We start from the raw sequence: 22,734 nt of genomic DNA, 5'->3' as shown, positions 1-22,734 counted from the left end.
GGTCAGAGGCGCTCGGGCGTCCTGATGCCCAGCAGCTCCATGCCCTTGTGCAGCGTCCGCGCCGTGATGTCGCACAGGAACAGGCGGTTCTCGACCTGCGCCGGGGAGTCCGCCTTCAGGACCGGGCACTTGTCGTAGAACGAGGTGTACAGCGACGCCAGCTGGTACAGGTACGCGGCCAGCTTGTGCGGGGCGTACTCCGCGGCGGCCTCCGCGACCGTGTCGCCGAACGCGTCCGCGTGCAGGCCGAGCGCCCGCTCGGCCGGGGCGAGTGCGAGCTCGGGGTGCGCGACCGGCTTCGTCTCGCCCGCCTTGCGCAGGATCGACTGGATCCGGGCGTACGCGTACTGCAGGTAGACCGACGTGTCACCGTTCAGGGAGACCATCTGGTCGAGGTCGAATTTGTAGTCGCGGTTCGCCGACGTCGACAGGTCCGCGTACTTCACGGCGCCGATGCCGACCTGGAAGGCCCGCTCCTGGATCTCCTCCTCGGTGAGGTCCCGCGCCTTCTCCCGCACGACCTCGGCCGCGCGCTGCACCGCCTCGTCGAGCAGGTCCTCAAGGCGCACCGTCTCGCCCTCACGCGTCTTGAACGGCTTGCCGTCCGCGCCGAGCACCGTGCCGTAGCCCATGTTGTGGGCCGTGACGTCGTCGTTCAGCCAGCCCATCCGGCGGGCCGCCTCGAAGACCATCCTGAAGTGCAGCGACTGGCGCACGTCCACCACGTACAGCAGGGTCGTGGCGTGCAGGCCGAGGACGCGGTCACGGATCGCGGAGAGGTCGGACGCCGCGTAACCGAAGCCGCCGTCCGCCTTCTGCACGATCAGCGGGACCGGCTGGTCGTCCTTGCCGCGGATCTCGTCGAAGAAGACCACGAGCGCGCCCTCGGAGCGGACGGCGACGCCGGACTCCTCCAGGAGGCGGGCCGTCTCCGGCATCATGTCGTTGTACGCGGACTCGCCGACGATCTCCTCGTCGCGGACCTCCATGTCCAGCTTCTCGAAGACCGAGTAGAAGTAGACCTTCGACTCGTCGACGAAGCGCTGCCAGAGCTCCAGGGTCTCCTTGTCGCCGGACTGCAGGGCGACGACCCGCTTGCGGGCCCGCTCCTTGAACCCCTCATCCGTGTCGAAGACCGCCCGCGACGCCTTGTAGACGCGGTTCAGGTTGCTCATCGCCTGCTCGCCGTCGACCTCGTCGGCCGGGGCCAACTGGCCGGGGTTCTCGATCAGGTACTGGATGAGCATGCCGAACTGGGTGCCCCAGTCGCCGATGTGGTGGCGGCCGACCGTCTTCTCGCCCGTGAAGTCCAGCATGTGGCGCAGCGCGTCGCCGATGACGGCGGAGCGCAGGTGGCCGACGTGCATCTCCTTCGCCACGTTCGGCTGGGCGTAGTCGATGACCGTCGTGCCCGCGGCCGGGTTCAGCGGCACGCCGAGCCGGTCGCCGTCGGCGGCGCGGGCCGCGAGGGTGTCCACGATGGCCTTGTCGGTGACCGTCACGTTCAGGAAGCCGGGGCCCGAGACCTCGACGTCGGCGAGCAGGTCGCCGCTCTCGATCCTGCCCACGACCTGCGCCGCCAGCTCCCGGGGGTTGCCCTTGAGCTTCTTGGCCAGCGCGAGGATGCCGTTGGCCTGGAAGTCCGCCCGCTCGCTACGTCGCAGCAGCGGGTCCGCGGCGCCGGCGTCCGGCAGGGCAGCCGAGAGGGCGTCCGCGAGGCGCTGGTGGACGGAGGCGGTGAGGGACGTGACCGGGGCCATGAGCTTCCGTTCTCGTAAGTGCTGGAAAATGAGGTGCGTCGTGGTGAGCGTCAAGTGTCCCATGAGCGGGGATACCACCTCCCCCTGATTTCCCCCCGATCAAACGCCGACCCCGGACCGGGCCCTTCCGTCTGGGACAATGGCCTACGCCAGCTTTCAGGAACCCCGAGGAAACAAGAGGACGTGCCGATCGTGGCTGCTCAGAGCACCGATACCGCCGACTGGGTCGCCCGCTACGCGGACGAGGTCATCGCCGAGTCGGAGCGCCGTGCCCCGGGCAAACCCGTAGTGGTCGCGTCCGGACTCTCCCCCTCCGGCCCGATCCACCTCGGCAACCTCCGCGAGGTCATGACCCCGCACCTGGTCGCCGACGAGATCCGCCGCCGCGGGTACGAGGTCCGCCACCTCATCTCCTGGGACGACTACGACCGCTACCGCAAGGTGCCGGCCGGGGTCCCCGGCATCGACGAGTCCTGGGCCGAGCACATCGGCAAGCCGCTGACCTCCGTCCCGGCCCCGGCCGGCTCCGCGTACCCGAACTGGGCCGAGCACTTCAAGGCCGCCATGGCCGAGGCGCTCGCCGAGCTCGGCGTGGAGTACGACGGGATCAGCCAGACCGAGCAGTACACGTCGGGCGTCTACCGCGAGCAGATCCTGCACGCGATGAAGCACCGCGGCGACATCGACGCGATCCTCGACCAGTACCGCACCAAGAAGGACCCCTCCAAGGGCGGCAAGGGCGGCGGTGCGAAGAAGCAGCAGCAGAAGCCCGTCGACGAGGCCGAGCTGGAGGCCGCCGAGGGCTCCGGCGCGGCGAGTGAGGACGACGGCAGCGGCGGCGCCAGCGGCTACTTCCCGTACAAGCCGTACTGCGGCCGGTGCGAGAAGGACCTGACGACCGTCGTCTCCTACGACGACGAGTCCACCGAGCTCGTCTACACCTGCACGGCGTGTGGGTTCGGCGAGAGCGTCCTGCTCAGCGAGTTCAACCGCGGCAAGCTGGTCTGGAAGGTCGACTGGCCGATGCGCTGGGCGTACGAGGGCGTCGTCTTCGAGCCGTCCGGCGTCGACCACTCGTCCCCCGGCTCGTCCTTCGTCGTCGGTGGCCAGATCGTGCGGCAGATCTTCGACGGCGTACAGCCCATCGGTCCCATGTACGCCTTCGTGGGCATCTCCGGTATGGCGAAGATGTCGTCCTCCAAGGGTGGTGTGCCGACCCCGGCCGACGCCCTGAAGATCATGGAGGCGCCGCTCCTTCGCTGGCTGTACGCGCGCCGCAGGCCCAACCAGTCCTTCAAGATCGCCTTCGACCAGGAGATCCAGCGGCTCTACGACGAGTGGGACAAGCTGGAGTCCAAGGTCGCCGAGGGATCGGCGCTGCCCGCCGACGTGGCCGCGCACTCCCGCGCCGTGCGCACCGCGGCCGGTGAGCTGCCGCGCACCCCGCGCCCGCTGCCGTACCGCACGCTGGCCTCCGTCGCCGACATCACCGCGGGCGCCGAGGACCAGACGCTCCGCATCCTGCGCGACCTCGACCCGGCCGACCCGATCACGTCCCTGGACGAGACCCGGCCGCGCCTCGACCGCGCCGAGAACTGGATCACCACCCAGGTCCCGGCCGAGGCCCGCACCATCGTCCGCGCCGAACCGGACGAGGAGCTCCTGTCCTCGCTCGACGAGGCGGGCCGCGAATCGCTGCGCCTGCTCCTGGACGGCCTCGACTCGCACTGGTCCCTGGACGGCCTGACCCACCTCGTGTACGGCGTGCCCAAGGTCCAGGCGGGCTTCTCCCCGGACGCCACGGCCAAGGAGCTGCCTGCGGAGATCAAGGGAGCGCAGCGCTCGTTCTTCGCGCTCCTGTACCGCCTCCTCGTCACCCGGGAGACCGGCCCGCGCCTGCCCACGCTGCTGCTGGCCGTGGGCGCGGACCGGGTGCGCAAGCTGCTGGGTTCGTAGCGTTCTCGGCGGTACGCGCAGGTGTACCTGTGATGTACCTGTAGGTGTACGCGGCTGGGGCCCCGTTCCGATGGGAACGGGGCCCCAGTGCGTTCCCGGGTGCATCCTTCGGACTACCGGGAATTCGACCGGAGGCAGGACGCGGGCCCGTCGCGGGGCGCCGAGCATGAACGTATGAGAGAAATCATCGCCATCGTGGGCTGGATCGTCGGCATCCAGGGCGCCCTCGGCGCCGCGGGCCGCATCTTCGGCGACGATCCCTGGGGAATGCTCCAGAAGTGGTGGGACGTGCCGACGCCGATGTACGTGGCGCTCTTCGTGGTGGGGGCGGCGCTCGCGGTGTACGGGGAGAGCGCGAAGAAGCGCCAAAGGACGCGGGCCTGACCGGTCCAGGGCGGCCGGGCCGCCGCTACGCGATGTGGTCTTCCATCAGCTCGTTCTCCAGGCGGGCGATGAACTCGTCCATGTAGTGGTTCACCTCGCGCGCCTGGAGACGCAGGCCGTAGGCCGCCTCGACGTTGGCCGCGAAGGCGCCCGGAGTGGGCATGCCCTCACCCTCTATCGAGTGACGGAACACCTGGTACAGGTCGTCCTCGGAGGGGCCGGGGGCGGGGGCGGGGCCGTGCTCGGGCCGGGGCTCGGGCTCGGGCTCGGGCTGGGGCTGGAGGTCCTCCTGGAACTGCTGGTTATGGGGACCTGCCTGGTTCCGCTGCTCCTGTTCCGCGTACCACTCGTCGTACGGGGCCACGGGCTCGTACGAGGCGTTGTGCGCCGCGAACCAGGGGCTCGCGTGGTTCGCCACGGGGAGGGTTTCCGCCTGGGGCGGCGGGACCGGGGCCGAGGCCGGGTCCTCGACGAACTCGGGCTCGGACTCGGGCTCGGGGTCGTGGGCGGGCTCGGGTTCGGCGGCGGTGGGCGGTGCGGCCGTCAGCTGGGGCTGGTGGGGCTGGTGGGCCTGGTTGGTCTCATGGGGGTTCTTCGGGCCGCCCGAGGACGTGGGGTTCGTCGTCGGGAGCGCCGGGGTCGGCGGAAGGAGCACCGGCTCGATGCCCGCCGCGGCGAGACCGGCGGGGGCGGTCTCCGCGAGCGGGACGCCGAAGCGGGCGAGACGCAGCGGCATCAGCGACTCGACCGGGGCCTTGCGGCGCCAGGCGCGGCCGAACCGGGCCTGCAGACGGGCCTGGTAGACCAGGCGCTCCTGTTCGAGCTTGATGACCTGCTCGTAACTGCGCAGCTCCCACAGCTTCATGCGGCGCCACAGCTTGAACGTGGGCACGGGGGACAGCAGCCAGCGGGTGAGGCGCACGCCCTCCATGTGCTTGTCGGCGGTGATGTCCGCGATCCGGCCCACCGCGTGCCGGGCGGCCTCGACCGCGACCACGAAGAGGACCGGGATCACCGCGTGCATGGCGACGCCGAGCGGATCGCCCCAGCTGGACGCCGCGTTGAAGAGGATCGTGCCCGCCGTGAGCAGCCACGCCGTCTGACGCAGCAGCGGGAAGGGGATGCGCAGCCAGGTCAGCAGGAGGTCGAGGGCGAGCAGGACGCAGATGCCCGCGTCGACGCCGATGGGGAAGACCGCCGAGAAGCTGCCGAAGCCCTTCTTCTCGGCGAGTTCGCGGACGGCCGCGTACGATCCCGCGAAACCGATTCCGGCGATGACGACCGCTCCGGCGACGACCACGCCGATGAGTATCCGGTGCGTGCGTGTCAGCTGCATCGCGGCCACCCGCGATCCCCTCCCTGTTCAAGGCCTGTGTCGGCTTGTTGCGAGCGACAGCCTGGCACACGCGTGCGAGGAGCCGTGGGCCGGTACGCCGGGAGCCCGGCCCCTCGCGGGCCGGGCTCCGTCAACTTGTCCGCCGGGGGCGCCTGTTGGCGCCGGACGCGGCGTGTGCCGTCAGGACTTGCCGGCGCCGTCCTTCGGCTTGTCGTCGCTCTTCGGCGCGCTGTCCTTGGCGTCCTTGCCGTCCTTGCTGCTCTTGTCGTCCTTGGCGCCCTTGCTGTCACCGGACTTGGGCGCGTCGCTCTTCGACGGCTCGCCCGCGCCGGACGCCTTGCCGCCGCCCCCGTTGGCCGCGATGACCGCGTCCACGGCCTCCTTCGCCGCCTTCTGAGCATCCTTCGACAGCTTGCCGGCGTCGGGGGCCTTGTCGCCCGCGAGGCCCGCGCCGTTGTAGTCGACGGTGATGACGGCGTTCTCCGTGCGCGTCACGAACGTCTGCTGCTTGAAGGTGTCCTTGTCCTTCTTCAGGTCGTACCGCACGAGCGTCGCCTGCTCGCCGACGCCCTGCACCGGCTCCGTCTTGACGCCCTTGGCGTCCTTGGTCGCCTTGGCGTCCTCGACCTGCTTGGCGAAGCTGTCCTGCGCGCGCTTTGCACCGCTGCCGAGGGAGGCGTCCGACTCGAACCGCAGCAGCGAGACGCGCAGCCAGCGGAACTGGGAACCGTTCACGCCGTTGTTGTCGAGGCTGTCCCAGGAGCAGCTGCCGCGCAGCGCCGTGTCGCTGGACGTGCCGGCCTTGCCCGACTTGTCCTTCGCCTTCGGCACCAGCTCGCCGAGCGTCTTCTCCGTCACGACGTCGCAGGGCTCGGGGAGCTTGGCGTACGCCGCCTTCTCCACGCTCGCCTTCTTGTCGTCGCCCTTGGCCGGCGCCGAGGCCTTCGCGCCCGAGTCCTTCTTGGCCCCGTCGGAACCGGAGCCGGAGTCGGAGGAGCAGCCGGCGACGAGGATCACCGGTACGGCGGCCGCGCAGACGAGGAGGCGGCTGCGGAGCTGTCGCTTTCGCTGTGCAGGTCGGTGCATGGTTCCTTCACTCTGTTCGTCTCGTGACGTCCAGATCGTCTCGTGACGTCGTCGGGTCCGAGGGGCCACGGTACGCGTACGGGGTGGCGGGCGACTCCGCTTCGGGGAGTCGGCCGGCCGTCCGTACCCGCTCGGGACGGCCGCTACTCGTCGAACTCGCCGGCCAGGCTGTCGGCCAGTTCCTGCGCTTTGTCCTGCATTTCCTTGCTGTCGGGGACGTCTGTGCGGCGGCCCGGCTGCTCGTCGTACTCGATGGTGACGATGACGTTCGACGTGCGGAACACCACAGTCACGGTGCGGTGACGGGAGGCGGATCCCGCGGTGGCGAGGGCGTCGTCGAGGAAGGCCTCGTCGCCGAGGTCGGTGAGGGAGCGGGGCTCCAGGCCGGGGGGCGGGGTGGCGGGGTGCGAGCCGGAGGCGTCCTGCGCGCCCTCGTCCTTCTCCTCGCCGCTCCCGGCGTCCTTGCCCTTGCCTTTGCCCTTGTCGTCGTCGCTCGTGCCCTTCTTGCCGCCCTGGGCCTTGTCGCCGGGCTCATCCGTGGACTCGGCGTCCGGCCCTTCGCCGTCGTCCGGGGTCGAGGTCCCGGCGGGCCGGGACAGCCCCGCCTCCCGCAGTTTCGTCGCGTAGACCTCCGCGGCGCGGGCGTCGTCGCTGACCGTGCCGTCGAACGAGACGACCCGCTCGAAGTCGACGAGGAGGTGGTGGGAGGCGCCGGAGGACTCGATCTTCCAGTTGCAGCCCACGCGCCGGTCGGTGTCGTACGTCGCCGCGGGCGTGCCCTCGTACGCCTTCTCGCGCTGGTCGGCGTCCTCGATCTCCACGATGCCGGGCAGCATCGCGTCGAGGGCGCCGTGGCCGACCGCGCCGCAGGGCTCGGGGAGCGTGCGGTACTTGCCGGGCTGCGCCGGGGCTGCGGAGCTGCCGTTGTCGCCCGGTTTGGCGTCGTCGCCCCCGTCGTCGCCGGACCCGCCGGTGCAGCCGGTCAGGATCACCGCGAGCAGTGCGGCGACTCCCGGGACGATTCCCGGGACACGGGCCCTGCCGTTCCGCTGCACCGTGATGGCTCCTCTCACCTGGCTCTGCCTGGATATTGGGTTGCCGCTGGTGGGCGGCCGGTGGAGACAATGTGTATCGCACGCACTGCCGTGGATGCCGGTCCGTCACCCCTTTCGTTGACCTTGGCTCCGGTATTTGCGCTTCTTGGCTTGTAGGCGATCACGGGGGAAAGAGGACGAAATGTCGTACGTAGAGGTTCCGGGCGCGAAGGTACCGATCCGGATGTGGACGGATCCGCGGTCGGTCGAGGACTCGGCGATGCAGCAGCTCCAGAACGTGGCGACGCTGCCGTGGATCAAGGGCCTGGCCGTCATGCCGGACGTCCACTACGGCAAGGGCGCGACGGTCGGCTCGGTGATCGCCATGCAGGGTGCGGTGTGCCCGGCGGCGGTCGGCGTCGACATCGGCTGCGGCATGTCGGCGGTCAGGACGTCGCTGACCGCGAACGATCTTCCGGGTGACCTTTCCCGCCTGCGGTCGAAGATCGAGCAGGCGATTCCGGTGGGGCGGGGCATGCACGATGACCCCGTCGGGCCGGGGCGCTTCCATGGCATGGCGACGGCCGGGTGGGACGATTTTTGGGGGCGGTTCGAGGGGATCGCGGAGGCGGTGAAGTTCCGCGAGGAGCGGGCGGTCAAGCAGATGGGAACGCTTGGAGCCGGCAACCACTTTGTTGAGTTTTGCGTGGATGTATCCGATTCGGTCTGGCTCATGCTCCACTCCGGCTCCCGCAACATCGGCAAGGAACTCGCCGACCACCACATGGGCGTAGCGCAGAAGCTCTCGCACAACCAGGGCCTGGTCGATCGCGACCTCGCGGTCTTCATCGCGGACACTCCGCAGATGGCGGCGTACCGCAATGACCTGTTCTGGGCCCAGGAGTACGCGAAGTACAACCGCGCGATCATGATGGCCCTCTTCAAGGACGTGATCCGCAAGGAGTTCAAGAAGGCCAAGCCGACGTTCGAGCAGGAGATCTCCTGCCACCACAACTACGTCAGCGAGGAACGCTACGACGGCGTGGACCTGCTGGTCACCCGGAAGGGCGCGATCCGTGCCGGCAGCGGGGACTACGGCATCATCCCGGGCTCCATGGGCACCGGCTCGTACATCGTGAAGGGTCTCGGCAACGAGGCGTCCTTCAACTCGGCCTCGCACGGCGCGGGCCGGCGGATGAGCCGGGGCGCGGCCAAGCGCCGCTTCTCGACGAAGGACCTGGAGGAGCAGACGCGGGGCGTCGAGTGCCGCAAGGACTCGGGCGTCGTGGACGAGATCCCGGGCGCGTACAAGCCGATCGAGCAGGTCATCGACCAGCAGCGGGACCTCGTCCAGGTCGTCGCGAAGCTGAAGCAGGTCGTCTGCGTGAAGGGCTGACGCGCTACTTCGCGTGGGTGACCGCGTAGATCATGATGAACGCGACGATGTGGATGCCGAAGAGGAAGTACGCGAGGTACCACCACACCAGGCGTTCGTTCTTCTGCTCCTCGGCGAGGCGGCGGGTCTCGTGCTCGTGGGTGAGGCGTTCGAGCGGGTCGGGGGAGTCCGCGGAGTAGGCGGGTCCGCCCGGGTCGTCGCCGGGGAGCGTCATCGTCACGACTCCCTGTGGACCTTCGTGTTGGAGGCCTGGGCGCGCGGGCGGACCACCAGGAGGTCGATGTTGACGTGCGGCGGGCGGGTGACCGCCCAGGTGATCGTGTCCGCCACGTCGTCCGCGGTGAGCGGTTCGGCGACGCCCGCGTAGACCTTCGCGGCCTTGTCGGCGTCGCCGCCGAAGCGGGTCAGCGCGAACTCGTCCGTCTTGACCATGCCGGGGGCGACCTCGATGACGCGGACCGGGGTGCCGACGATCTCCAGGCGGAGGGTCTCGGCGAGGACGTGCTCGGCGTGCTTGGCGGCGACGTAACCGCCGCCTCCCTCGTACGTTCCGTGGCCCGCCGTGGAGGAGAGCACCACGATCGTGCCGTCGCCGCTCGCGGTGAGCGCGGGCAGCAGCGCCTGCGTGACGTTGAGCGTGCCGATGACGTTCGTCTCGTACATCTGGCGCCAGTCGGCCGGTTCGCTGGTCGCGACGGGGTCCGCGCCGAGCGCGCCGCCCGCGTTGTTCACCAGGACCGCGATCTCGCGGAAGGCGGTGGCGAACTCGTCCACGGCCGCGCGGTCGGTGACGTCGAGCGCGTACGCGACCGCGTCGTGCCCGGCGTCGGTGAGCTCGGCGGCGAGCGTCTCGATGCGGTCCTTGCGGCGCGCGGTGAGGACGACGCGGTAACCGGCGGCGGCGAGCCCGCGGGCGGTGGCGGCACCGATACCGCTGCTCGCGCCGGTGACGATCGCGATGCGGTGGGCGGCGGCGGTCATGGGCGCTCCTCGGGTCGGGCGTGGGTGCGGCGGGTGGAGCAGGGGCGGCCGGGCCGCCGGGCTCCGTCCGGTCTCACGTCAGGATATGCGTGCGGGTCAGTCGCCCCGCGGGGCGTACATGATCACGGCCATACCGGCGAGGCAGACCAGGGCGCCGGCCACGTCCCACCGGTCGGGGCGGTAACCGTCCGCGACCATGCCCCAGGCGAGGGAGCCCGCGACGAAGACGCCGCCGTACGCGGCGAGGATGCGGCCGAACTCGGCGTCGGGCTGGAGCGTCGCCACGAAGCCGTAGACGCCGAGCGCGATGACGCCCGCGCCGATCCAGGCCCAGCCCCGGTGCTCGCGCACGCCTTGCCAGACGAGCCAGGCGCCGCCGATCTCGAAGAGCGCGGCGAGTACGAAGAGGGCGGCGGAGCGGGCGATGAGCATGGTCGACAGGGTGGCATGCGGGGTGCGGGGTGCGGGGTGGCATGCGGGGCGGCACGACGGCGCGGCTCGTGGGCCCCTCACTCCCCGCCCAAGGCGACCCGCCAGTCATTGCACGGGTGCCAGTTGCCCTTCGGGTACTCGATGGACGCCTCGCCCCGCAGCGTGAAACCGGCCTTGCGGCAGACGCCGTTCGACGCGGGGTGGTCCGTCGCGGGGAAGGCGTGGAGGTAGGGGTGGCGGCCCGTCGCCCTCGCCGCCTCGATCACCAGGCGTGCCGCGCCCGCCGCGACGCCCCGGCCCTGGAACTCGGGCAGCACGCCCCAGCCCGTCTCCCAGACCGTCCCGCCCTGCCAGGTCGTCTCCCAGTACCCGATCGAGCCCGCCGTCCGGCCGTCCAGCGTGATGCGGAACATCTGGCCCTTGCCGTCGCGGCCGTCGAGGGCGAGATAGCGGCGGTGGCGGTCCGCGAGCTTCTCCTCCGTCTCGGGGCCGCCCAAGTGATCCGTCATCTCGGGGGCGTTGAGGCGCAGGAGCAGCGCGCGGCCCTCGTCCTCCGACCAGGGTTCGAGCCGCATCGCCGATGGCTGAGGTGGCTGTGGTGGCTTGGTTGATCGAGAGGGCTGAGACGGTCGCGGTGACTGTGATCGCTCCATGAACGCACGGTAGAGGGAGGGTCTGACAACGGCCCGGTCACCGAGCCATCAACGCGGCCCGTACGCCGTCGGCGGCACACCCACCGTCGCCGTGAAGTCCCGTACGAGATGGGCCTGGTCGGCGTAGCCGAGGGTGGCCGCCAGACCGGCCCAGTCCACGTCGTCCCGCGACTCGGCCCGCTCCAGGGCCTCGTGGATGCGGTACCGCAGGATGATCCACTTCGGGCCCACGCCCACGTACGCGGCGAAGAGCCGTTGCAGTGCCCGCACCGACATGCCCTCCGCGCGCGCGAACGCGTCCACGCGCCGGATCGAGCGGTCCCCGCGGATCCGCTCGACGAGGCCCGTCGCGAGGTCGGCGTGCGGGTCCGGCGCGGGGCCGAGGCTCAGCAGGAAGGTGTCGAGTGCCGCCACGCGCGCGTGCTCGTCGTCGGGGGCGAGGATCGCCGCCGCGGTGTCCGCCGCGTCTTCGGGGGTGCGCGGGAAGACCTGTTCCAGCGGGAGCCCGCGGCCCGTCCAGGCCGACACCGGGCGGTCCGGCGCGAACGGGCGGAAGGCGCCAGGCCGGAACTGCACCCCGCACACCCGCCCGCGACCCTCCAGCTTCTTGCTGAAGAGGTCGAGTCCGACGCCCGCGACCTCTCCGAAGCGGTGCGCCGCGTACGACTGGAAGACCACGTTCACCGACGGGTGCGGCACCACGTGGGTGGCGTAGGGCTCGGGCAGGCCCCAGTCGATCAGCCAGTAGTGCTCCAGGTAGGGGCGCAGCGCCTCGGCGGGCGCGTGGCGGCGGAAGCGGACCTTGGCGAAGAGTCCGGCCGCGTCCACGATGCCCCGGGTGTCACGGCGCGGAGCGGAGGCGTCTGACATGGCTGGATCGTAGGTCCCGGGGTGCGTATCCGGGGTGCGCGGTCGTGGCGCGCCTGCCCGTGGGTGCCCGCGGAGTGTCGCGTTTCTTCAAGCCGCGGGCCCACCCGTCCTCGTACGGTCGCCCCATGGACACTTCACGCACCTCGGACATCGGGATCAGTGAGCTGCTGGCTCTGGCCGTCGAGCGCGCCGCACCCGTCGTCCGCGCCGTTCCGGACGATCGCCTCGGCGATCCCACCCCGTGCGCCGACTACGACGTGCGCGCGCTGGTCAACCACCTCTTCCACGTCGTGGTCCAGTTCCAGGAGCTGGCCGCCAAGCGGAACGCGGACTTCTCGGAGTCCCCCGACTACATCGGCGAGGGCGGTGAGGGTGCCGCAGGCGGTGACTGGCGCGAGCGCCTTCTCGCCGAGGCGGAGAAGCTCGTCCGCGCCTGGGGCGAGCCCGGCGCCGAAGAGGGGACCACGGGAGCGATGGACATGCCGGCCGGGACCGTCGGCTGCATGGTCCTGCTCGATCTGACCGTGCACGCGTGGGACCTGGCCCGGGCCACGAGGCAGGAGTACCGGCCGGACGCCGGGAGCGGCGCGCTCGTCGCGCGGCTGCGGGAGGCGGTCGCCGGGCTCGGTCCCACCGCACGCAAGATGGGCGTCTTCGGTGAGCCGGTGACGGTGCCGGAGGCGGTGCCCGGCCAGGCCCGTGACTTCGAGTTGTTGCTCGCCGAGACGGGACGCGACCCACGCTGGGGCCGCGACTGAGGAGAAGGGGAGCGGAGGAAGGGGGTGGGGGGAGGGGGAGAGGGAAGGGGGAGCCAGCCGAAGATGGAGAGAGGCTGTCAGGGCCACACCAAGCAGTACGCCTGGTGCCCCGCATCGTGCAGCCGATGCGAGAAGTCCTGCCACTCGTGCAGGAGTTGGTAGACGTTGAACGCGTCGCGCGGGCCGCCGCGGTCCGGGACCGTGGACCATATGAACGCCGCGGCGCCCACCGACTCCTCGCCGACGCCGCGCAGCGGGTCGACGACGGTCATGGGGAGCTTCACCACGGCGTAGTCGGGGTGGAGGACGACCAGTTCCAGCGGGGGGACCTTGTGCAGGGGTATGCCCTCGATGCCGGTGAGGACCATCGCGGCCATCGTCTCCGGCTTGATCTTCGTGAACATGCCGCCCATGCCGAGCTCGTCGCCGCCGAGCTCCTCGGGCCGCATGGAGATGGGCACTCGGGCGGCGGTCGCGCCGTCCGGGGCGCCGAAGTATTTGTAGGTCACCCCCACCCCGCCACTCCTGCTGCTCACCCGGTCCCGCCGGAACCCGCCGGAGCCGCCGAGCGCCTGGTCGGGCGCCTGTGCCGGTTCCGCTTCCGCCTCGCGTCGGTGCTTGCCCCGCCGGGCACGCCGCGGGCCCAGGCCGTCGGTCCCCTCGCCCAGTCCGCCACCGCGATGCATATCTCCACCCGACTGCTTTGCCAGGGCGGCACGGCCCTGTCTTTTCTAGGCCTCGCGGCCCCCGCCACGCAACCCGATCATCGTGTCAGTGACCTCCCCCACGTTCACCCGCTAAAACGTGGAGTGAAACACCTGTCCGCAGGATGTCCGGACCCTCTGACACCATGGCTCGTGTGAGCTTCCCGTATAGCGCCCCAGTTTCGCAGACTCTTTTCGACCGTGCGGCGGCCGTGACGCCCGGCGGTGTGAACTCTCCCGTGCGCGCGTTCCGCGCTGTGGGTGGTACGCCCCGTTTCATGGTGTCCGGTACCGGTCCGTACCTGACTGACGCCGACGGCCGCGAGTACGTAGACCTCGTGTGCTCGTGGGGTCCGATGATCCTCGGGCACTCCCACCCCGAGGTGATCGCCGCCGTGCAGGAGGCCGTCGCCCGCGGCACCTCCTTCGGTACGCCGGGTGAGGGCGAGGTCGCGCTCGCCGAGGAGATCGTCGACCGCATCGACCCCGTCGAGCAGGTGCGGCTCGTCTCCAGCGGCACCGAGGCGACCATGTCCGCCATCCGTCTGGCGCGCGGCTTCACCGGCCGCGCCAAGGTGATCAAGTTCGCCGGGTGTTACCACGGCCATGTGGACGCGCTGCTCGCGTCGGCGGGCTCCGGCGTGGCGACGTTCGGGCTTCCCGACACGCCCGGCGTCACCGGCGCCCAGGCGGGCGACACCATCGTCGTGCCGTACAACGACCTCGAAGCGGTCCACGAGGCCTTCCACACGTACCCCGGTGAGATCGCCTGTGTGATCACCGAGGCGTCGCCCGGCAACATGGGCGTCGTGCCGCCGCGCCCCGGCTTCAACGAGGGGCTCAAGAACGCCTGCGCCAAGAACGGCGCGCTCTACATCTCCGACGAGGTGATGACCGGCTTCCGTACGTCGAAGGCCGGCTGGTACGGCGTCGACGGCGTGGCGCCCGACCTGATGACCTTCGGCAAGGTCATGGGCGGCGGCTTCCCCGCGGCGGCGTTCGGCGGCCGTGCCGACGTCATGGCGCACCTCGCCCCGGCGGGCCCCGTCTACCAGGCGGGCACGCTCTCCGGCAACCCGGTCGCGACGGCCGCGGGCATCGCCCAGCTGCGGCTCCTCGACGACGCGGCGTACGACAAGATCGACGTCGTGTCGGGGCAGCTGCGCGCCCTGGTCTCCGACGCGCTCACCAAGGAGGGCGTCGCCCACCGGGTGCAGAACGCGTCGAACATGTTCTCCGTGTTCTTCACCGACCGCGAGGTGCGCAACTACGAGGACGCGAAGGCGCAGGAGTCGTTCCGCTTCACCGCCTTCTTCCACTCGATGCTGGCGCAGGGCGTCTACCTGCCGCCGTCGGCGTTCGAGTCCTGGTTCGTGTCCACCGCCCACGATGAGCAGGCCGTCGAGCGCATCGCCGCCGCCCTGCCGGGTGCCGCGCGTGCGGCCGCGGAAGCGACGGAGGCCACCGCATGAGCGGCACGGCAGCGGGCGACGAGCTGACGGTCGTCCACCTGATGCGCCACGGCGAGGTGCACAACCCCGACGGGATCCTGTACGGGCGGCTGCCCGACTACCACCTCTCCGAGCTCGGCCGGCAGATGGCCGACCGCGTCGCCGAGCACCTCTCCCGGCGCGACGTCACGCATGTCGTGGCCTCGCCGCTCGACCGCGCCCAGGAGACGGCCACGCCGATCGCCAAGGCGCACGGCCTGGACCTGAACACCGACGAGCGGCTCATCGAGGCGGACAACGTCTTCCAGGGCAAGACCTTCGGGGTGGGCGACGGCGCGCTGAAGAACCCCGAGAACTGGAAGCACCTCGTCAACCCCTTCAAGCCGTCCTGGGGCGAGCCGTACATCGAGCAGGTCGTACGGATGATGGGCGCCCTTGAGGCGGCCAAGGACGCGGCCCGCGGCCACGAGGCGGTGTGCGTGAGCCACCAGCTGCCGATCTGGATCGTGCGCAGCTTCGTGGAGAAGCGGCGGCTGTGGCACGACCCGCGCAAGCGGCAGTGCACGCTGGCGTCGCTGACGACGTTCACTTATCGCGGCGACAAGATCGTTTCGGTGGGTTACAGCGAACCGGCCCGGGATCTCGTGCCCGCACATCTTCTCGCCGGCGCCAAGCCGGGGAAGGGCAAGAATAAGGGCAACGGCAAGGCATTCGGGGCCTGATAAAACGGCCCCTCGATCAACCGCGTGTAATCGCGCGGCAACTGTATGTCCTTCTCGGTAAATCGCCATAAATAAATGCGGCTTGGCCGGAACCATGGTGTTCGTCGCGCCCTCTAACTGGTTGTCCTCTTGCATGGCAGATACAGCAGGATCGGACCCAAGGGCGCGACGAATGGGGATGGAATGCGCGACATCAGCCGCAGGGGAATGCTCGGGATCGGAGCCGGCACGGCCGCCGCTTTCGGGCTCGCGGCGTGCGGCTCGGGCGGTGGAGGCGATTCCTCCGGGTCCGCGGGGAAAGCCGGTGACGGCCGGGACGGCGCCGAGAAGCAGCCGGCCAAGCCGATCGGTGACGGCTCGACCGCCTATACCGGTAAGCAGCCCCGCCAGCCCGCCAAGCCCGTACCGCTGCAGCCCGGCGAGACGCCCCCGCAGTTCGTGATCTTCTCCTGGGACGGTGCGGGCGAGGTCGGGAACGGACTGTTCCCGCGTTTCCTGAAGCTCGCCGAGGACCACGACGCGCACATGACGTTCTTCCTCTCCGGGCTTTATCTGCTGCCGGAATCGAAGAAGCGCCTGTATCGGCCGCCGAACAACAAGGTGGGCGCCTCCGACATCGGTTATCTCACCGACGGTCACATCAAGGACACACTGAAGTACGTACGCCAGGCCTGGCTCGAGGGCCATGAAATCGGCACGCACTTCAACGGGCACTTCTGCGCCGGCACGGGAACGGTCGCCAACTGGACGTCCGCGCAATGGCAGGACGAGATCGACCAGGCCAAGTCCTTTGTGAAGAAGTGGCGTACGAACACCGGCTGGACCGATCTGCCGTCGCTGCCCTTCGACTACGACAAGGAACTCGTCGGCGGCCGCACGCCCTGTCTGCTCGGCCAGGAGAACCTGCTGCCGACCGCGAAGAAGCTCGGCTGGCGCTACGACGCGTCCTCGCCCGGCGGCCGCCAGAAGTGGCCGCAGAAGAAGATGGGCATCTGGGACCTGCCGCTGCAGGGCATCCCCTTCCCCGGGCACTCCTTCGAGGTCCTGTCGATGGACTACAACATCCTCGCCAACCAGTCGAAGAACTCCACGAAGGCGCCGCCGGCCAACTACCCGGGCTGGCGCAAGCAGGCCACCGAGGCCTACATAGCCGGCTTCAAGCGCGCCTACGAGTCCAACCGCGCGCCGTTCTTCATCGGCAACCACTTCGAGGAGTGGAACGGCGGCATCTACATGGATGCCGTCGAGGAGGCGCTGAAGCACATCGCGGGCAAGAAGGACGTCCGTCTGGTCTCCTTCCGCCAATTCGTCGACTGGCTCGACGTGCAGGACCCGAAGGTGCTCGCCAAGCTCCAGGGCCTTGAGGTCGGCCAGCAGCCGGCCGGCGGCTGGAAGAGCCTGCGCTAGCTTTCGCCGGATTTCGTGTGGCCCTCTCCGGAGCTCCGGAGAGGGCCACAGGCATGTCCGGACAGGGGCCGAAGTGGCTCTGAGGAGCGCGATTCCTGCTACGGAGGGGGTGCGGAAGATCCCCGAAACCGGCATGCGAAACTTTTCACATGAGTGTTGCCTGCCGTGCCCCACACCGCGTCGATAGCAGCAGTCAACGTCGCAGCCGTGCTGCCCTGCTCACCGCAGGTCTCGCGGTCGTCGCGCTGGCGCTGTCCGCCTGCAGTTCCGGCGGCACCTCGGGCGGTTCCGGAAACACCAATTTCATCGCCGGTTCCGACGGCATCGCCACCGTCAAGAAGGGCGACCGCAAGGCCAGCCCCTCGCTCGACGGGGAGACCCTCGACGGCAAGAAGCTGAACATCGCCGAGGACTACAAGGGCAAGATCGTCGTCCTCAATGTCTGGGGTTCCTGGTGCGCCCCGTGCCGGGCCGAGGCACCGAACTTCGTGAAGGTCGCCGAGGAGACGAAGTCCAAGGGCGTCGAGTTCGTCGGCATCAACACGCGTGACCCCGGGCGCGGCCCGGCGATCCAGTTCGAGAAGCAGCACGGGATTCCCTACCCGAGTCTGCACGACCCGATGGGCAAGCTGATGCTGCGCTTCCCCAAGGGCTCGCTCAACCCGAACTTCATTCCCTCCACGCTCGTCATCGACCGGGAAGGGAAGATCGCGGCCCGCTCGCAGCAGCCGCTGAACGAAGAGAAGCTGCGGAAGATGATCGACCCTGTGCTCGCGGAGAAGTGATGACCACCCTCGCCGCCATCAGCGGACCGAACCAGACCGTGATGAGCGGCGCGCTCCTGCTGGCGCTGCCCATCGCCCTGCTCGGCGGTCTCGTCTCCTTCTTCTCGCCGTGCGTACTCCCGCTCGTGCCCGGCTACCTGTCGTACGTCACCGGGGTCAGCGGCCAGGACATGGCCGAGGCCAAGCGGGGCCGGATGGTGGCGGGTTCCGGGCTCTTCGTGCTCGGCTTCACCGTCGTCTTCGTCTCGTACGGGGCACTCTTCGGCGAGTTCGGGCGGACCCTGCAGGAGAACCAGAGCATCGTCACGCGGGTGCTCGGCGCGGTGATGATCCTGCTCGGGTTCTTCTTCATGGGGCTCATGCCCAAGGTCTCCCAGCGGGAGTTCCGTTTCCACAAGAAGCCCGCCGTCGGCCTCGCGGGCGCCCCGATACTGGGCGCCCTGTTCGCCGTCGGCTGGGCGCCCTGCGTCGGCCCGACGCTCGCCGCCGTCAGTGTGCTCTCCCTCGACCAGGCCAGCGCGGGACGCGGCGCGCTGCTGAGCGTGGCGTACTGTCTGGGGCTCGGTGTCCCGTTCATCCTCGCGGCCGTCGCCTTCCGCAAGGCGCTCGGCGCCTTCGGCTGGGTGAAGCGGCACTACGTGTGGGTGATGCGCATCGGCGGCGTCATGATGATCGCGACCGGGCTGCTCCTCGTCACCGGCGTGTGGGACAGCATCGTGCAGCAGATGCAGGTCTGGTCCAGCGGCTACACGGTGGGGATCTGAATCCATGAGCAAGACCGAAGCCCACGGCGGCACGACCGAGACCGCCGAGGAGCGACGCGACTACGACGCCGCCGGCGCGAAGCTGTCGACCGCCCCGCGGGAACGCGACGAGCCGCCCAACATGCCCGCCATCGGCGTCATCGGCTGGATCCGCTGGTTCTGGCGGCAGCTGACCTCGATGCGGGTCGCCCTCATCCTGCTCCTGCTGCTCTCGCTCGGCGCGATCCCCGGCTCGCTGATCCCGCAGAACAACGTCGACGAGCTCAAGGTCCAGGACTTCATGGACCGGCACACCACGCTCGGCCCGGTCTACGACAAGCTGCAGCTCTTCGACGTCTACAGCTCGGTGTGGTTCTCCGCGATCTACATCCTGCTCTTCGTCTCCCTCATCGGCTGCATCGTGCCCCGCAGCTGGCAGTTCGTCGGCCAGCTGCGCGGGCGCCCGCCGGGCGCCCCCAGGAAGCTGACGCGGCTGCCCGCGTACACGACGTGGCGCACCGACGCCGAGCCCGAGCAGGTGCACGAGGCGGCGCTCGTGATGCTCAAGCAGCGCCGCTTCCGCGCGCACACGGCGGGCTCCGGCGCGGGCACCTCGGTCGCCGCCGAGAAGGGGTACCTGCGCGAGGCAGGCAACCTCATGTTCCACATCGCGCTGATCGTGATGCTGATCGCCTTCGCCGCCGGACAGCTCCTCAAGTCCGAGGGCGGCAAGCTGGTCATGGAGGGCGACGGGTTCGCCAACACCCTCAGCCAGTACGACGACTTCAAGTCCGGCAGCCTCTTCGACACCGAGGACCTGGCGCCGTTCAGCTTCAAGCTCGACAAGTTCGTCGGTACGTACGAGAAGTCCGGCCCCAACCGCGGCACGGCCCGCACCTACCGGGCGGACGTCACCTACTCCGAGGGCCCCGACGGCGTTGAGAAGAAGAAGTCGATCGAGGTCAACGAGCCGCTGGAGGTCGACGGCTCGAAGGTCTACCTCATCGGCCACGGCTTCGCCCCCGCCGTCACCGTCCGCGACGGCAAGGGCAAGGTCGTCTACCAGGCGTCCGTGCCGGTGCTGCCCATCGACCAGAACGGCACGGCCACCGGCGCCATCAAGGTCATGGACGGCTACCGCGACAAGAACGGCAGGCCGGACCAGCTCGGCTTCAACGCCTTCTTCGTGCCGACCTTCGCGGGTGTGGGCAAGGGGCAGATGTTCTCGCAGTTCCCCGCCGCCGAGTACCCCGTGCTCGCGCTCTCCGCGTACCACGGCAGCCTCGGTGTCGACGCCGGTGTCCCGCAGAACGTGTACCAGCTGGACACCCGCAAGATGACGAAGTTCAAGGACGCCGACGGCGAGTTGCTCAAGCAGCGGCTGCGCCCCGGCGAGACCATGAAGCTGCCGAACGGCGCCGGGTCCATCACCTTCGAGAAGAACCTCAAGGAGTGGGCGACCTTCCAGATCTCCCAGCAGCCCGGCACCGGCTGGGCGCTCGGCGGCGCGATCGCCGCCGTCGCCGGACTCGCGGGGTCGCTGTTCATCCAGCGCCGCCGCGTGTGGGTGCGGGCGGTCAGGGGCACCGACGGCGTCACCGTCGTCGAGATGGCGGGCCTCGGCCGCAGCGAGTCCGCCAAGGTCCCCGAGGAGCTCGCCCAGCTCGCCGCCCAGCTGCACGACAAGGCGCCGACGGCGCCCGAGCCAGACCCGGACGCGGAAGCCGTTTCCGACGCCGACCCCGATGTTGTTCCTGCCGAAGGGGCTGAGAAGTGAATCTCGCCGCCACCCTGGCCGCCGAGCCCAACGAGAACCTCGCGCACATCAGCAACGTGCTGATCTACTCCGCGATGGCCGTCTACCTCCTGGCCTTCTTCGCGCACATGGCGGAGTGGCTCTTCGGCAGCCGCAGCAAGGTCGCCCGCACCGCGGCGGCGCTCACGCCGAGCAAGGCCGTACAGGCCGCCGCCGCGCCCGCCGTCACCGTCAAGGCGAAGGAGGGCGGCACCGCGACGCTGGAGCGGCCCCAGGTCGTCACCCGGTCCGTGAGCGGCGCGCGCGACGTGCCGGACGGCCCCGGCGCATCGGCGGGCGACGAGAAGGGCGACCTCTACGGCCGCATCGCCGTGTCGCTCACCGTCCTCGCCTTCCTCCTGGAGTTCGGCGGTGTGCTCACCCGCGCCCTGTCGGTGCAGCGGGCGCCGTGGGGCAACATGTACGAGTTCAGCATCACCTTCTCCACGGTCGCCGTCGCCGTGTACCTGGTGCTGCTCGCGCTGAAGAAGAACATCGCCTGGCTCGGCCTCCCGCTGGTCACGACGGTCCTGCTCGACCTCGGTCTCGCCGTCACCGTCCTGTACACCTCCAGCGACCAGCTGGTCCCCGCCCTGCACTCGTACTGGCTGTGGATCCACGTCTCCACCGCGATCTTCTGCGGCGCCGTCTTCTACGTCGGCGGCGTCGGCACGCTGCTCTACCTCTTCCGGGACAGCTACGAGACGAAGCTGGTGAACGGCGGGCAGCCCGGCAAGTTCGCCACCTCCGTCCTGGAGCGGCTGCCCTCGGCGGCCACGCTCGACAAGTTCTCGTACCGCCTGAACGCGGCGATCTTCCCGCTGTGGACGTTCACGATCATCGCGGGCGCGATCTGGGCGGGCGACGCGTGGGGCCGCTACTGGGGCTGGGACCCCAAGGAGGTCTGGTCCTTCATCACCTGGGTCGCCTACGCCTGCTACCTGCACGCCCGCGCGACGGCAGGCTGGAAGGGCCGCAAGGCCGCCTACCTGGCCCTGATCGCCTTCGGCTGCTGGCTGTTCAACTACTACGGAGTGAACATCTTCGTCACCGGCAAGCACTCGTACGCCGGAGTCTGACCGCGCGTACGCGGCTACTGCTCCACCGTGATCGCGTCCAGCTGTCCCCGCAGGTACGCGTGGGAGTCGATGCCCCGGACGTCCGTGCCCGGGTCGCACTCGTAGAAGTAGACGAGCGACATCAGCTCCTCCGCGGGCAGGGCGGCCGGTGGGGGCAGGACGCGGTGGCGGCCCGACTGCCAGCGGTTGCCGGTCCAGCGTGCCATCAGGTCGCCGATGTTGACCGTGAAGGCCGCCGGGTCGAACGGCGCGTCCTGCCAGCCGTCCTCGTCCGTGAAGACCTGGAGCCCGCCCCGCCCCGCCTCCCGGTCGAGGACCGTCACCGTGCCGAAGTCGGTGTGCGGGCCGATGCGGAACTGGCCCGGTTCCGGCTCGCCCACCGTCTCCCGGCCCGGGTACCAGTTGATGTTGAAGCCCCAGGTGGGGTGGGCGGTGTGGCGGGTGAAGAAGTCCGCCTCCTCGCCGAGGGCCACGCCCAGGAGTTCGAGGAGGCGGTCCGAGAGCGACCGCATCTCCCGCAGGTACGCCGTCACCAGGGCCCGCAGCTCAGGCGTCTCCTGCGGCCACGTGTTCGCCGCGAACCACTCCGCGTCGACGGTCGCGTCACCGGTCGGCTCGTCGGCGGCGAAGGACAGCGACTCCTTGAGGTCCGGGGGCGCGGCGGTGCCCTCCGCGTAGCTGTTGGCCTCGGCGCCGGGACCGAGCCAGCCGCGCCCGCCGACCTTCACCGCGTACGGCCGCTTCGCCCGCTCGGGCAGGTGGAAGAAGCCGCGGGCCGACGACCGGATCGCCGCGCGCAGGTCCGGGTCGACGCCGTGTCCGGTCACCAGGAGGAACCCGGCCGTGCGCAGGGCCTCGTCGACGGTCCGTGCCGTCCGCGCGCGGGCCTCGGGGTCGCCGGAAAGCCACGGCCGCAGATCGACCGTCGGAATGCGGGATGCGCTGCTCATGCCTGTCATCGTGCCCGTGCGAGCCCGCGGTCAGCCCTCGTCGCCCTGGTCCCGCCGCTTCTTGTCCGGGTCCTCGTCCCGCAGGGACTTCAGGAACTCGGGATTGTCGTCGGGCGCCACCCACCGCGTGCTGCCCCCGCGGCCCCGTCCCGCGATGCCGCCGCCCGCGCCGGGCGCGTGCCGCACCTTGCCCGTGACGAGCCAGGCGATGGGGCCGAGCAGCACTTCGCCGAAGAGCAGCACGATGATGACCCACACCACCTTGGGCAGGTGTCTGACTTCCTTCTCGGGGGTGTTCAGGACATCGATGAAGGCATAGATCCACACCGCCAGGACCAGCAGGAACGGCAGATACCTGAGCATGGTGGCGCGATCCCCCAAGCGGTGGCGGCGGGAGCTGTGCGTGCCCCCCGGTGACGGGGCCAGGGTAGCCGGTGCCGGATACTGGAACG

23 protein-coding genes are annotated in these 22,734 nt (G+C 70.0%); 11 read left to right on the top strand and 12 right to left on the bottom strand.

The annotated features are described in order from the left end of the window. Window positions 1–2: 2 nt before the first annotated feature. Window positions 3–1,760 (bottom strand): arginine--tRNA ligase, encoded by a 1,758-nt coding sequence (gene argS / locus AC07DI_RS18950; RefSeq protein WP_478905313.1) that lies wholly within the window; start codon window positions 1,758–1,760, stop codon window positions 3–5. A 183-nt stretch (window positions 1,761–1,943) separates the two neighbouring features. On the opposite strand from argS, the gene lysS reads away from it, so the two are divergent. Both lysS and AC07DI_RS18940 read left to right on the top strand, forming a co-directional pair. After that, entirely contained in the window at window positions 1,944–3,716 is a 1,773-nt protein-coding gene (lysS, locus tag AC07DI_RS18945; RefSeq protein ID WP_478905284.1) for a lysine--tRNA ligase, read from the top strand. A 174-nt stretch (window positions 3,717–3,890) separates the two neighbouring features. Then, entirely contained in the window at window positions 3,891–4,100 is a 210-nt protein-coding gene (locus AC07DI_RS18940) for a hypothetical protein (RefSeq protein ID WP_478905283.1), read from the top strand. A 25-nt stretch (window positions 4,101–4,125) separates the two neighbouring features. Here AC07DI_RS18940 and AC07DI_RS18935 read toward each other — a convergent pair whose 3' ends face one another. The 3 genes from AC07DI_RS18935 to AC07DI_RS18925 form a co-directional block, all read right to left on the bottom strand. Beyond that, window positions 4,126–5,436: a DUF2637 domain-containing protein gene (locus AC07DI_RS18935; RefSeq protein ID WP_478905282.1), complete on the bottom strand. Its 1,311-nt coding sequence runs from the start codon at window positions 5,434–5,436 to the stop codon at window positions 4,126–4,128. Window positions 5,437–5,616: 180 nt separating this feature from the next. Further along, window positions 5,617–6,522, bottom strand: coding sequence for a DUF3558 domain-containing protein (locus AC07DI_RS18930; protein ID WP_478905281.1), 906 nt, complete (start codon window positions 6,520–6,522; stop codon window positions 5,617–5,619). Window positions 6,523–6,665: 143 nt separating this feature from the next. After that, a complete protein-coding gene (locus AC07DI_RS18925; RefSeq protein ID WP_478905280.1) occupies window positions 6,666–7,577 on the bottom strand; it encodes a DUF3558 domain-containing protein in 912 nt (303 codons plus the stop codon). A 181-nt stretch (window positions 7,578–7,758) separates the two neighbouring features. Here AC07DI_RS18925 and AC07DI_RS18920 point away from each other — a divergent pair, with 181 nt between their 5' ends. Further along, window positions 7,759–8,952: an RtcB family protein gene (locus AC07DI_RS18920; protein ID WP_478905279.1), complete on the top strand. Its 1,194-nt coding sequence runs from the start codon at window positions 7,759–7,761 to the stop codon at window positions 8,950–8,952. Between the two features lie 4 nt (window positions 8,953–8,956). Here the strand turns inward: AC07DI_RS18920 and AC07DI_RS18915 are convergent, their stop codons facing one another. The 5 genes from AC07DI_RS18915 to AC07DI_RS18895 all read right to left on the bottom strand — a co-directional run bounded on the left by AC07DI_RS18915 (window position 8,957) and on the right by AC07DI_RS18895 (window position 11,888). Further along, a complete protein-coding gene (locus tag AC07DI_RS18915; protein ID WP_384260560.1) occupies window positions 8,957–9,166 on the bottom strand; it encodes a hypothetical protein in 210 nt (69 codons plus the stop codon). 2 nt (window positions 9,167–9,168) lie between these two features. Then, window positions 9,169–9,933: an SDR family NAD(P)-dependent oxidoreductase gene (locus tag AC07DI_RS18910; RefSeq protein WP_478905278.1), complete on the bottom strand. Its 765-nt coding sequence runs from the start codon at window positions 9,931–9,933 to the stop codon at window positions 9,169–9,171. Window positions 9,934–10,029: 96 nt separating this feature from the next. Then, entirely contained in the window at window positions 10,030–10,365 is a 336-nt protein-coding gene (locus AC07DI_RS18905) for a YnfA family protein (RefSeq protein ID WP_478905277.1), read from the bottom strand. Window positions 10,366–10,442: 77 nt separating this feature from the next. After that, window positions 10,443–10,940 carry a GNAT family N-acetyltransferase gene (locus AC07DI_RS18900; RefSeq protein ID WP_478905276.1) on the bottom strand — a complete coding sequence of 166 codons (498 nt, stop codon included), beginning with the start codon at window positions 10,938–10,940 and terminating at the stop codon, window positions 10,443–10,445. Window positions 10,941–11,066: 126 nt separating this feature from the next. Beyond that, complete coding sequence (locus tag AC07DI_RS18895; protein ID WP_478905275.1) at window positions 11,067–11,888, bottom strand: DUF6597 domain-containing transcriptional factor; 822 nt, start codon at window positions 11,886–11,888, stop codon at window positions 11,067–11,069. 125 nt (window positions 11,889–12,013) lie between these two features. Here AC07DI_RS18895 and AC07DI_RS18890 point away from each other — a divergent pair, with 125 nt between their 5' ends. Next, window positions 12,014–12,646 carry a TIGR03086 family metal-binding protein gene (locus AC07DI_RS18890; RefSeq protein WP_478905274.1) on the top strand — a complete coding sequence of 211 codons (633 nt, stop codon included), beginning with the start codon at window positions 12,014–12,016 and terminating at the stop codon, window positions 12,644–12,646. Window positions 12,647–12,723: 77 nt separating this feature from the next. On the opposite strand, the gene AC07DI_RS18885 is transcribed toward AC07DI_RS18890, so the two are convergent. Next, a complete protein-coding gene (locus tag AC07DI_RS18885; protein WP_384260506.1) occupies window positions 12,724–13,332 on the bottom strand; it encodes a hypothetical protein in 609 nt (202 codons plus the stop codon). Between the two features lie 164 nt (window positions 13,333–13,496). Here AC07DI_RS18885 and hemL point away from each other — a divergent pair, with 164 nt between their 5' ends. From hemL to ccsB, 7 genes are all read left to right on the top strand, one after another. Continuing rightward, window positions 13,497–14,822, top strand: a complete 1,326-nt coding sequence (hemL, locus tag AC07DI_RS18880) for a glutamate-1-semialdehyde 2,1-aminomutase (RefSeq protein WP_478905273.1) — start codon at window positions 13,497–13,499, stop codon at window positions 14,820–14,822. Further along, a complete protein-coding gene (locus AC07DI_RS18875) occupies window positions 14,819–15,523 on the top strand; it encodes a histidine phosphatase family protein (RefSeq protein WP_384260511.1) in 705 nt (234 codons plus the stop codon). The genes hemL and AC07DI_RS18875 overlap by 4 nt, the downstream gene beginning before the upstream one ends. Window positions 15,524–15,706: 183 nt before the next feature. Further along, window positions 15,707–16,930, top strand: a complete 1,224-nt coding sequence (locus tag AC07DI_RS18870) for a polysaccharide deacetylase family protein (RefSeq protein ID WP_478905272.1) — start codon at window positions 15,707–15,709, stop codon at window positions 16,928–16,930. A 149-nt stretch (window positions 16,931–17,079) separates the two neighbouring features. Then, window positions 17,080–17,715, top strand: coding sequence for a TlpA family protein disulfide reductase (locus tag AC07DI_RS18865; protein ID WP_478905271.1), 636 nt, complete (start codon window positions 17,080–17,082; stop codon window positions 17,713–17,715). Then, entirely contained in the window at window positions 17,715–18,479 is a 765-nt protein-coding gene (locus AC07DI_RS18860; protein ID WP_471130374.1) for a cytochrome c biogenesis CcdA family protein, read from the top strand. Before AC07DI_RS18865 ends, AC07DI_RS18860 begins: the two co-directional genes overlap by 1 nt. Window positions 18,480–18,483: 4 nt before the next feature. After that, window positions 18,484–20,235, top strand: a complete 1,752-nt coding sequence (gene resB / locus AC07DI_RS18855) for a cytochrome c biogenesis protein ResB (protein WP_478905270.1) — start codon at window positions 18,484–18,486, stop codon at window positions 20,233–20,235. Beyond that, window positions 20,232–21,332 carry a c-type cytochrome biogenesis protein CcsB gene (gene ccsB / locus AC07DI_RS18850; RefSeq protein WP_478905269.1) on the top strand — a complete coding sequence of 367 codons (1,101 nt, stop codon included), beginning with the start codon at window positions 20,232–20,234 and terminating at the stop codon, window positions 21,330–21,332. Before resB ends, ccsB begins: the two co-directional genes overlap by 4 nt. A gap of 14 nt (window positions 21,333–21,346) precedes the next feature. On the opposite strand, the gene AC07DI_RS18845 is transcribed toward ccsB, so the two are convergent. Then, window positions 21,347–22,282 carry an isopenicillin N synthase family dioxygenase gene (locus AC07DI_RS18845; RefSeq protein WP_478905268.1) on the bottom strand — a complete coding sequence of 312 codons (936 nt, stop codon included), beginning with the start codon at window positions 22,280–22,282 and terminating at the stop codon, window positions 21,347–21,349. Between the two features lie 30 nt (window positions 22,283–22,312). Continuing rightward, on the bottom strand, window positions 22,313–22,645 hold the full coding sequence (locus AC07DI_RS18840; protein ID WP_384260525.1) for a PLD nuclease N-terminal domain-containing protein: 333 nt from the start codon (window positions 22,643–22,645) through the stop codon (window positions 22,313–22,315). Between the last annotated feature and the right edge of the window lie 89 nt (window positions 22,646–22,734).

It is taken from the genome of Streptomyces sp. NPDC044106 (assembly GCF_056433985.1).
Note: the sequence above shows the minus strand (reverse complement) of the source record. Positions and strands in the feature narration are given on the sequence as shown.

Bases quoted from the DNA above. Each gene is read 5' to 3' on its own strand.
- argS (WP_478905313.1), bottom strand. From the start codon at position 1,760: ATGGCCCCGGTCACGTCCCTCACCGCCTCCGTCCACCAGCGCCTCGCG.
- AC07DI_RS18940 (WP_478905283.1), top strand. From the start codon at position 3,891: ATGAGAGAAATCATCGCCATCGTGGGCTGGATCGTCGGCATCCAGGGC.
- AC07DI_RS18935 (WP_478905282.1), bottom strand. From the start codon at position 5,436: ATGCAGCTGACACGCACGCACCGGATACTCATCGGCGTGGTCGTCGCC.
- AC07DI_RS18930 (WP_478905281.1), bottom strand. From the start codon at position 6,522: ATGCACCGACCTGCACAGCGAAAGCGACAGCTCCGCAGCCGCCTCCTC.
- AC07DI_RS18920 (WP_478905279.1), top strand. From the start codon at position 7,759: ATGTCGTACGTAGAGGTTCCGGGCGCGAAGGTACCGATCCGGATGTGG.
- AC07DI_RS18915 (WP_384260560.1), bottom strand. From the start codon at position 9,166: ATGACGCTCCCCGGCGACGACCCGGGCGGACCCGCCTACTCCGCGGAC.
- AC07DI_RS18910 (WP_478905278.1), bottom strand. From the start codon at position 9,933: ATGACCGCCGCCGCCCACCGCATCGCGATCGTCACCGGCGCGAGCAGC.
- AC07DI_RS18905 (WP_478905277.1), bottom strand. From the start codon at position 10,365: ATGCTCATCGCCCGCTCCGCCGCCCTCTTCGTACTCGCCGCGCTCTTC.
- AC07DI_RS18900 (WP_478905276.1), bottom strand. From the start codon at position 10,940: ATGCGGCTCGAACCCTGGTCGGAGGACGAGGGCCGCGCGCTGCTCCTG.
- AC07DI_RS18895 (WP_478905275.1), bottom strand. From the start codon at position 11,888: ATGTCAGACGCCTCCGCTCCGCGCCGTGACACCCGGGGCATCGTGGAC.
- AC07DI_RS18890 (WP_478905274.1), top strand. From the start codon at position 12,014: ATGGACACTTCACGCACCTCGGACATCGGGATCAGTGAGCTGCTGGCT.
- AC07DI_RS18885 (WP_384260506.1), bottom strand. From the start codon at position 13,332: ATGCATCGCGGTGGCGGACTGGGCGAGGGGACCGACGGCCTGGGCCCG.
- hemL (WP_478905273.1), top strand. From the start codon at position 13,497: ATGGCTCGTGTGAGCTTCCCGTATAGCGCCCCAGTTTCGCAGACTCTT.
- AC07DI_RS18875 (WP_384260511.1), top strand. From the start codon at position 14,819: ATGAGCGGCACGGCAGCGGGCGACGAGCTGACGGTCGTCCACCTGATG.
- AC07DI_RS18870 (WP_478905272.1), top strand. From the start codon at position 15,707: ATGCGCGACATCAGCCGCAGGGGAATGCTCGGGATCGGAGCCGGCACG.
- AC07DI_RS18865 (WP_478905271.1), top strand. From the start codon at position 17,080: ATGAGTGTTGCCTGCCGTGCCCCACACCGCGTCGATAGCAGCAGTCAA.
- AC07DI_RS18860 (WP_471130374.1), top strand. From the start codon at position 17,715: ATGACCACCCTCGCCGCCATCAGCGGACCGAACCAGACCGTGATGAGC.
- resB (WP_478905270.1), top strand. From the start codon at position 18,484: ATGAGCAAGACCGAAGCCCACGGCGGCACGACCGAGACCGCCGAGGAG.
- AC07DI_RS18845 (WP_478905268.1), bottom strand. From the start codon at position 22,282: ATGAGCAGCGCATCCCGCATTCCGACGGTCGATCTGCGGCCGTGGCTT.
- AC07DI_RS18840 (WP_384260525.1), bottom strand. From the start codon at position 22,645: ATGCTCAGGTATCTGCCGTTCCTGCTGGTCCTGGCGGTGTGGATCTAT.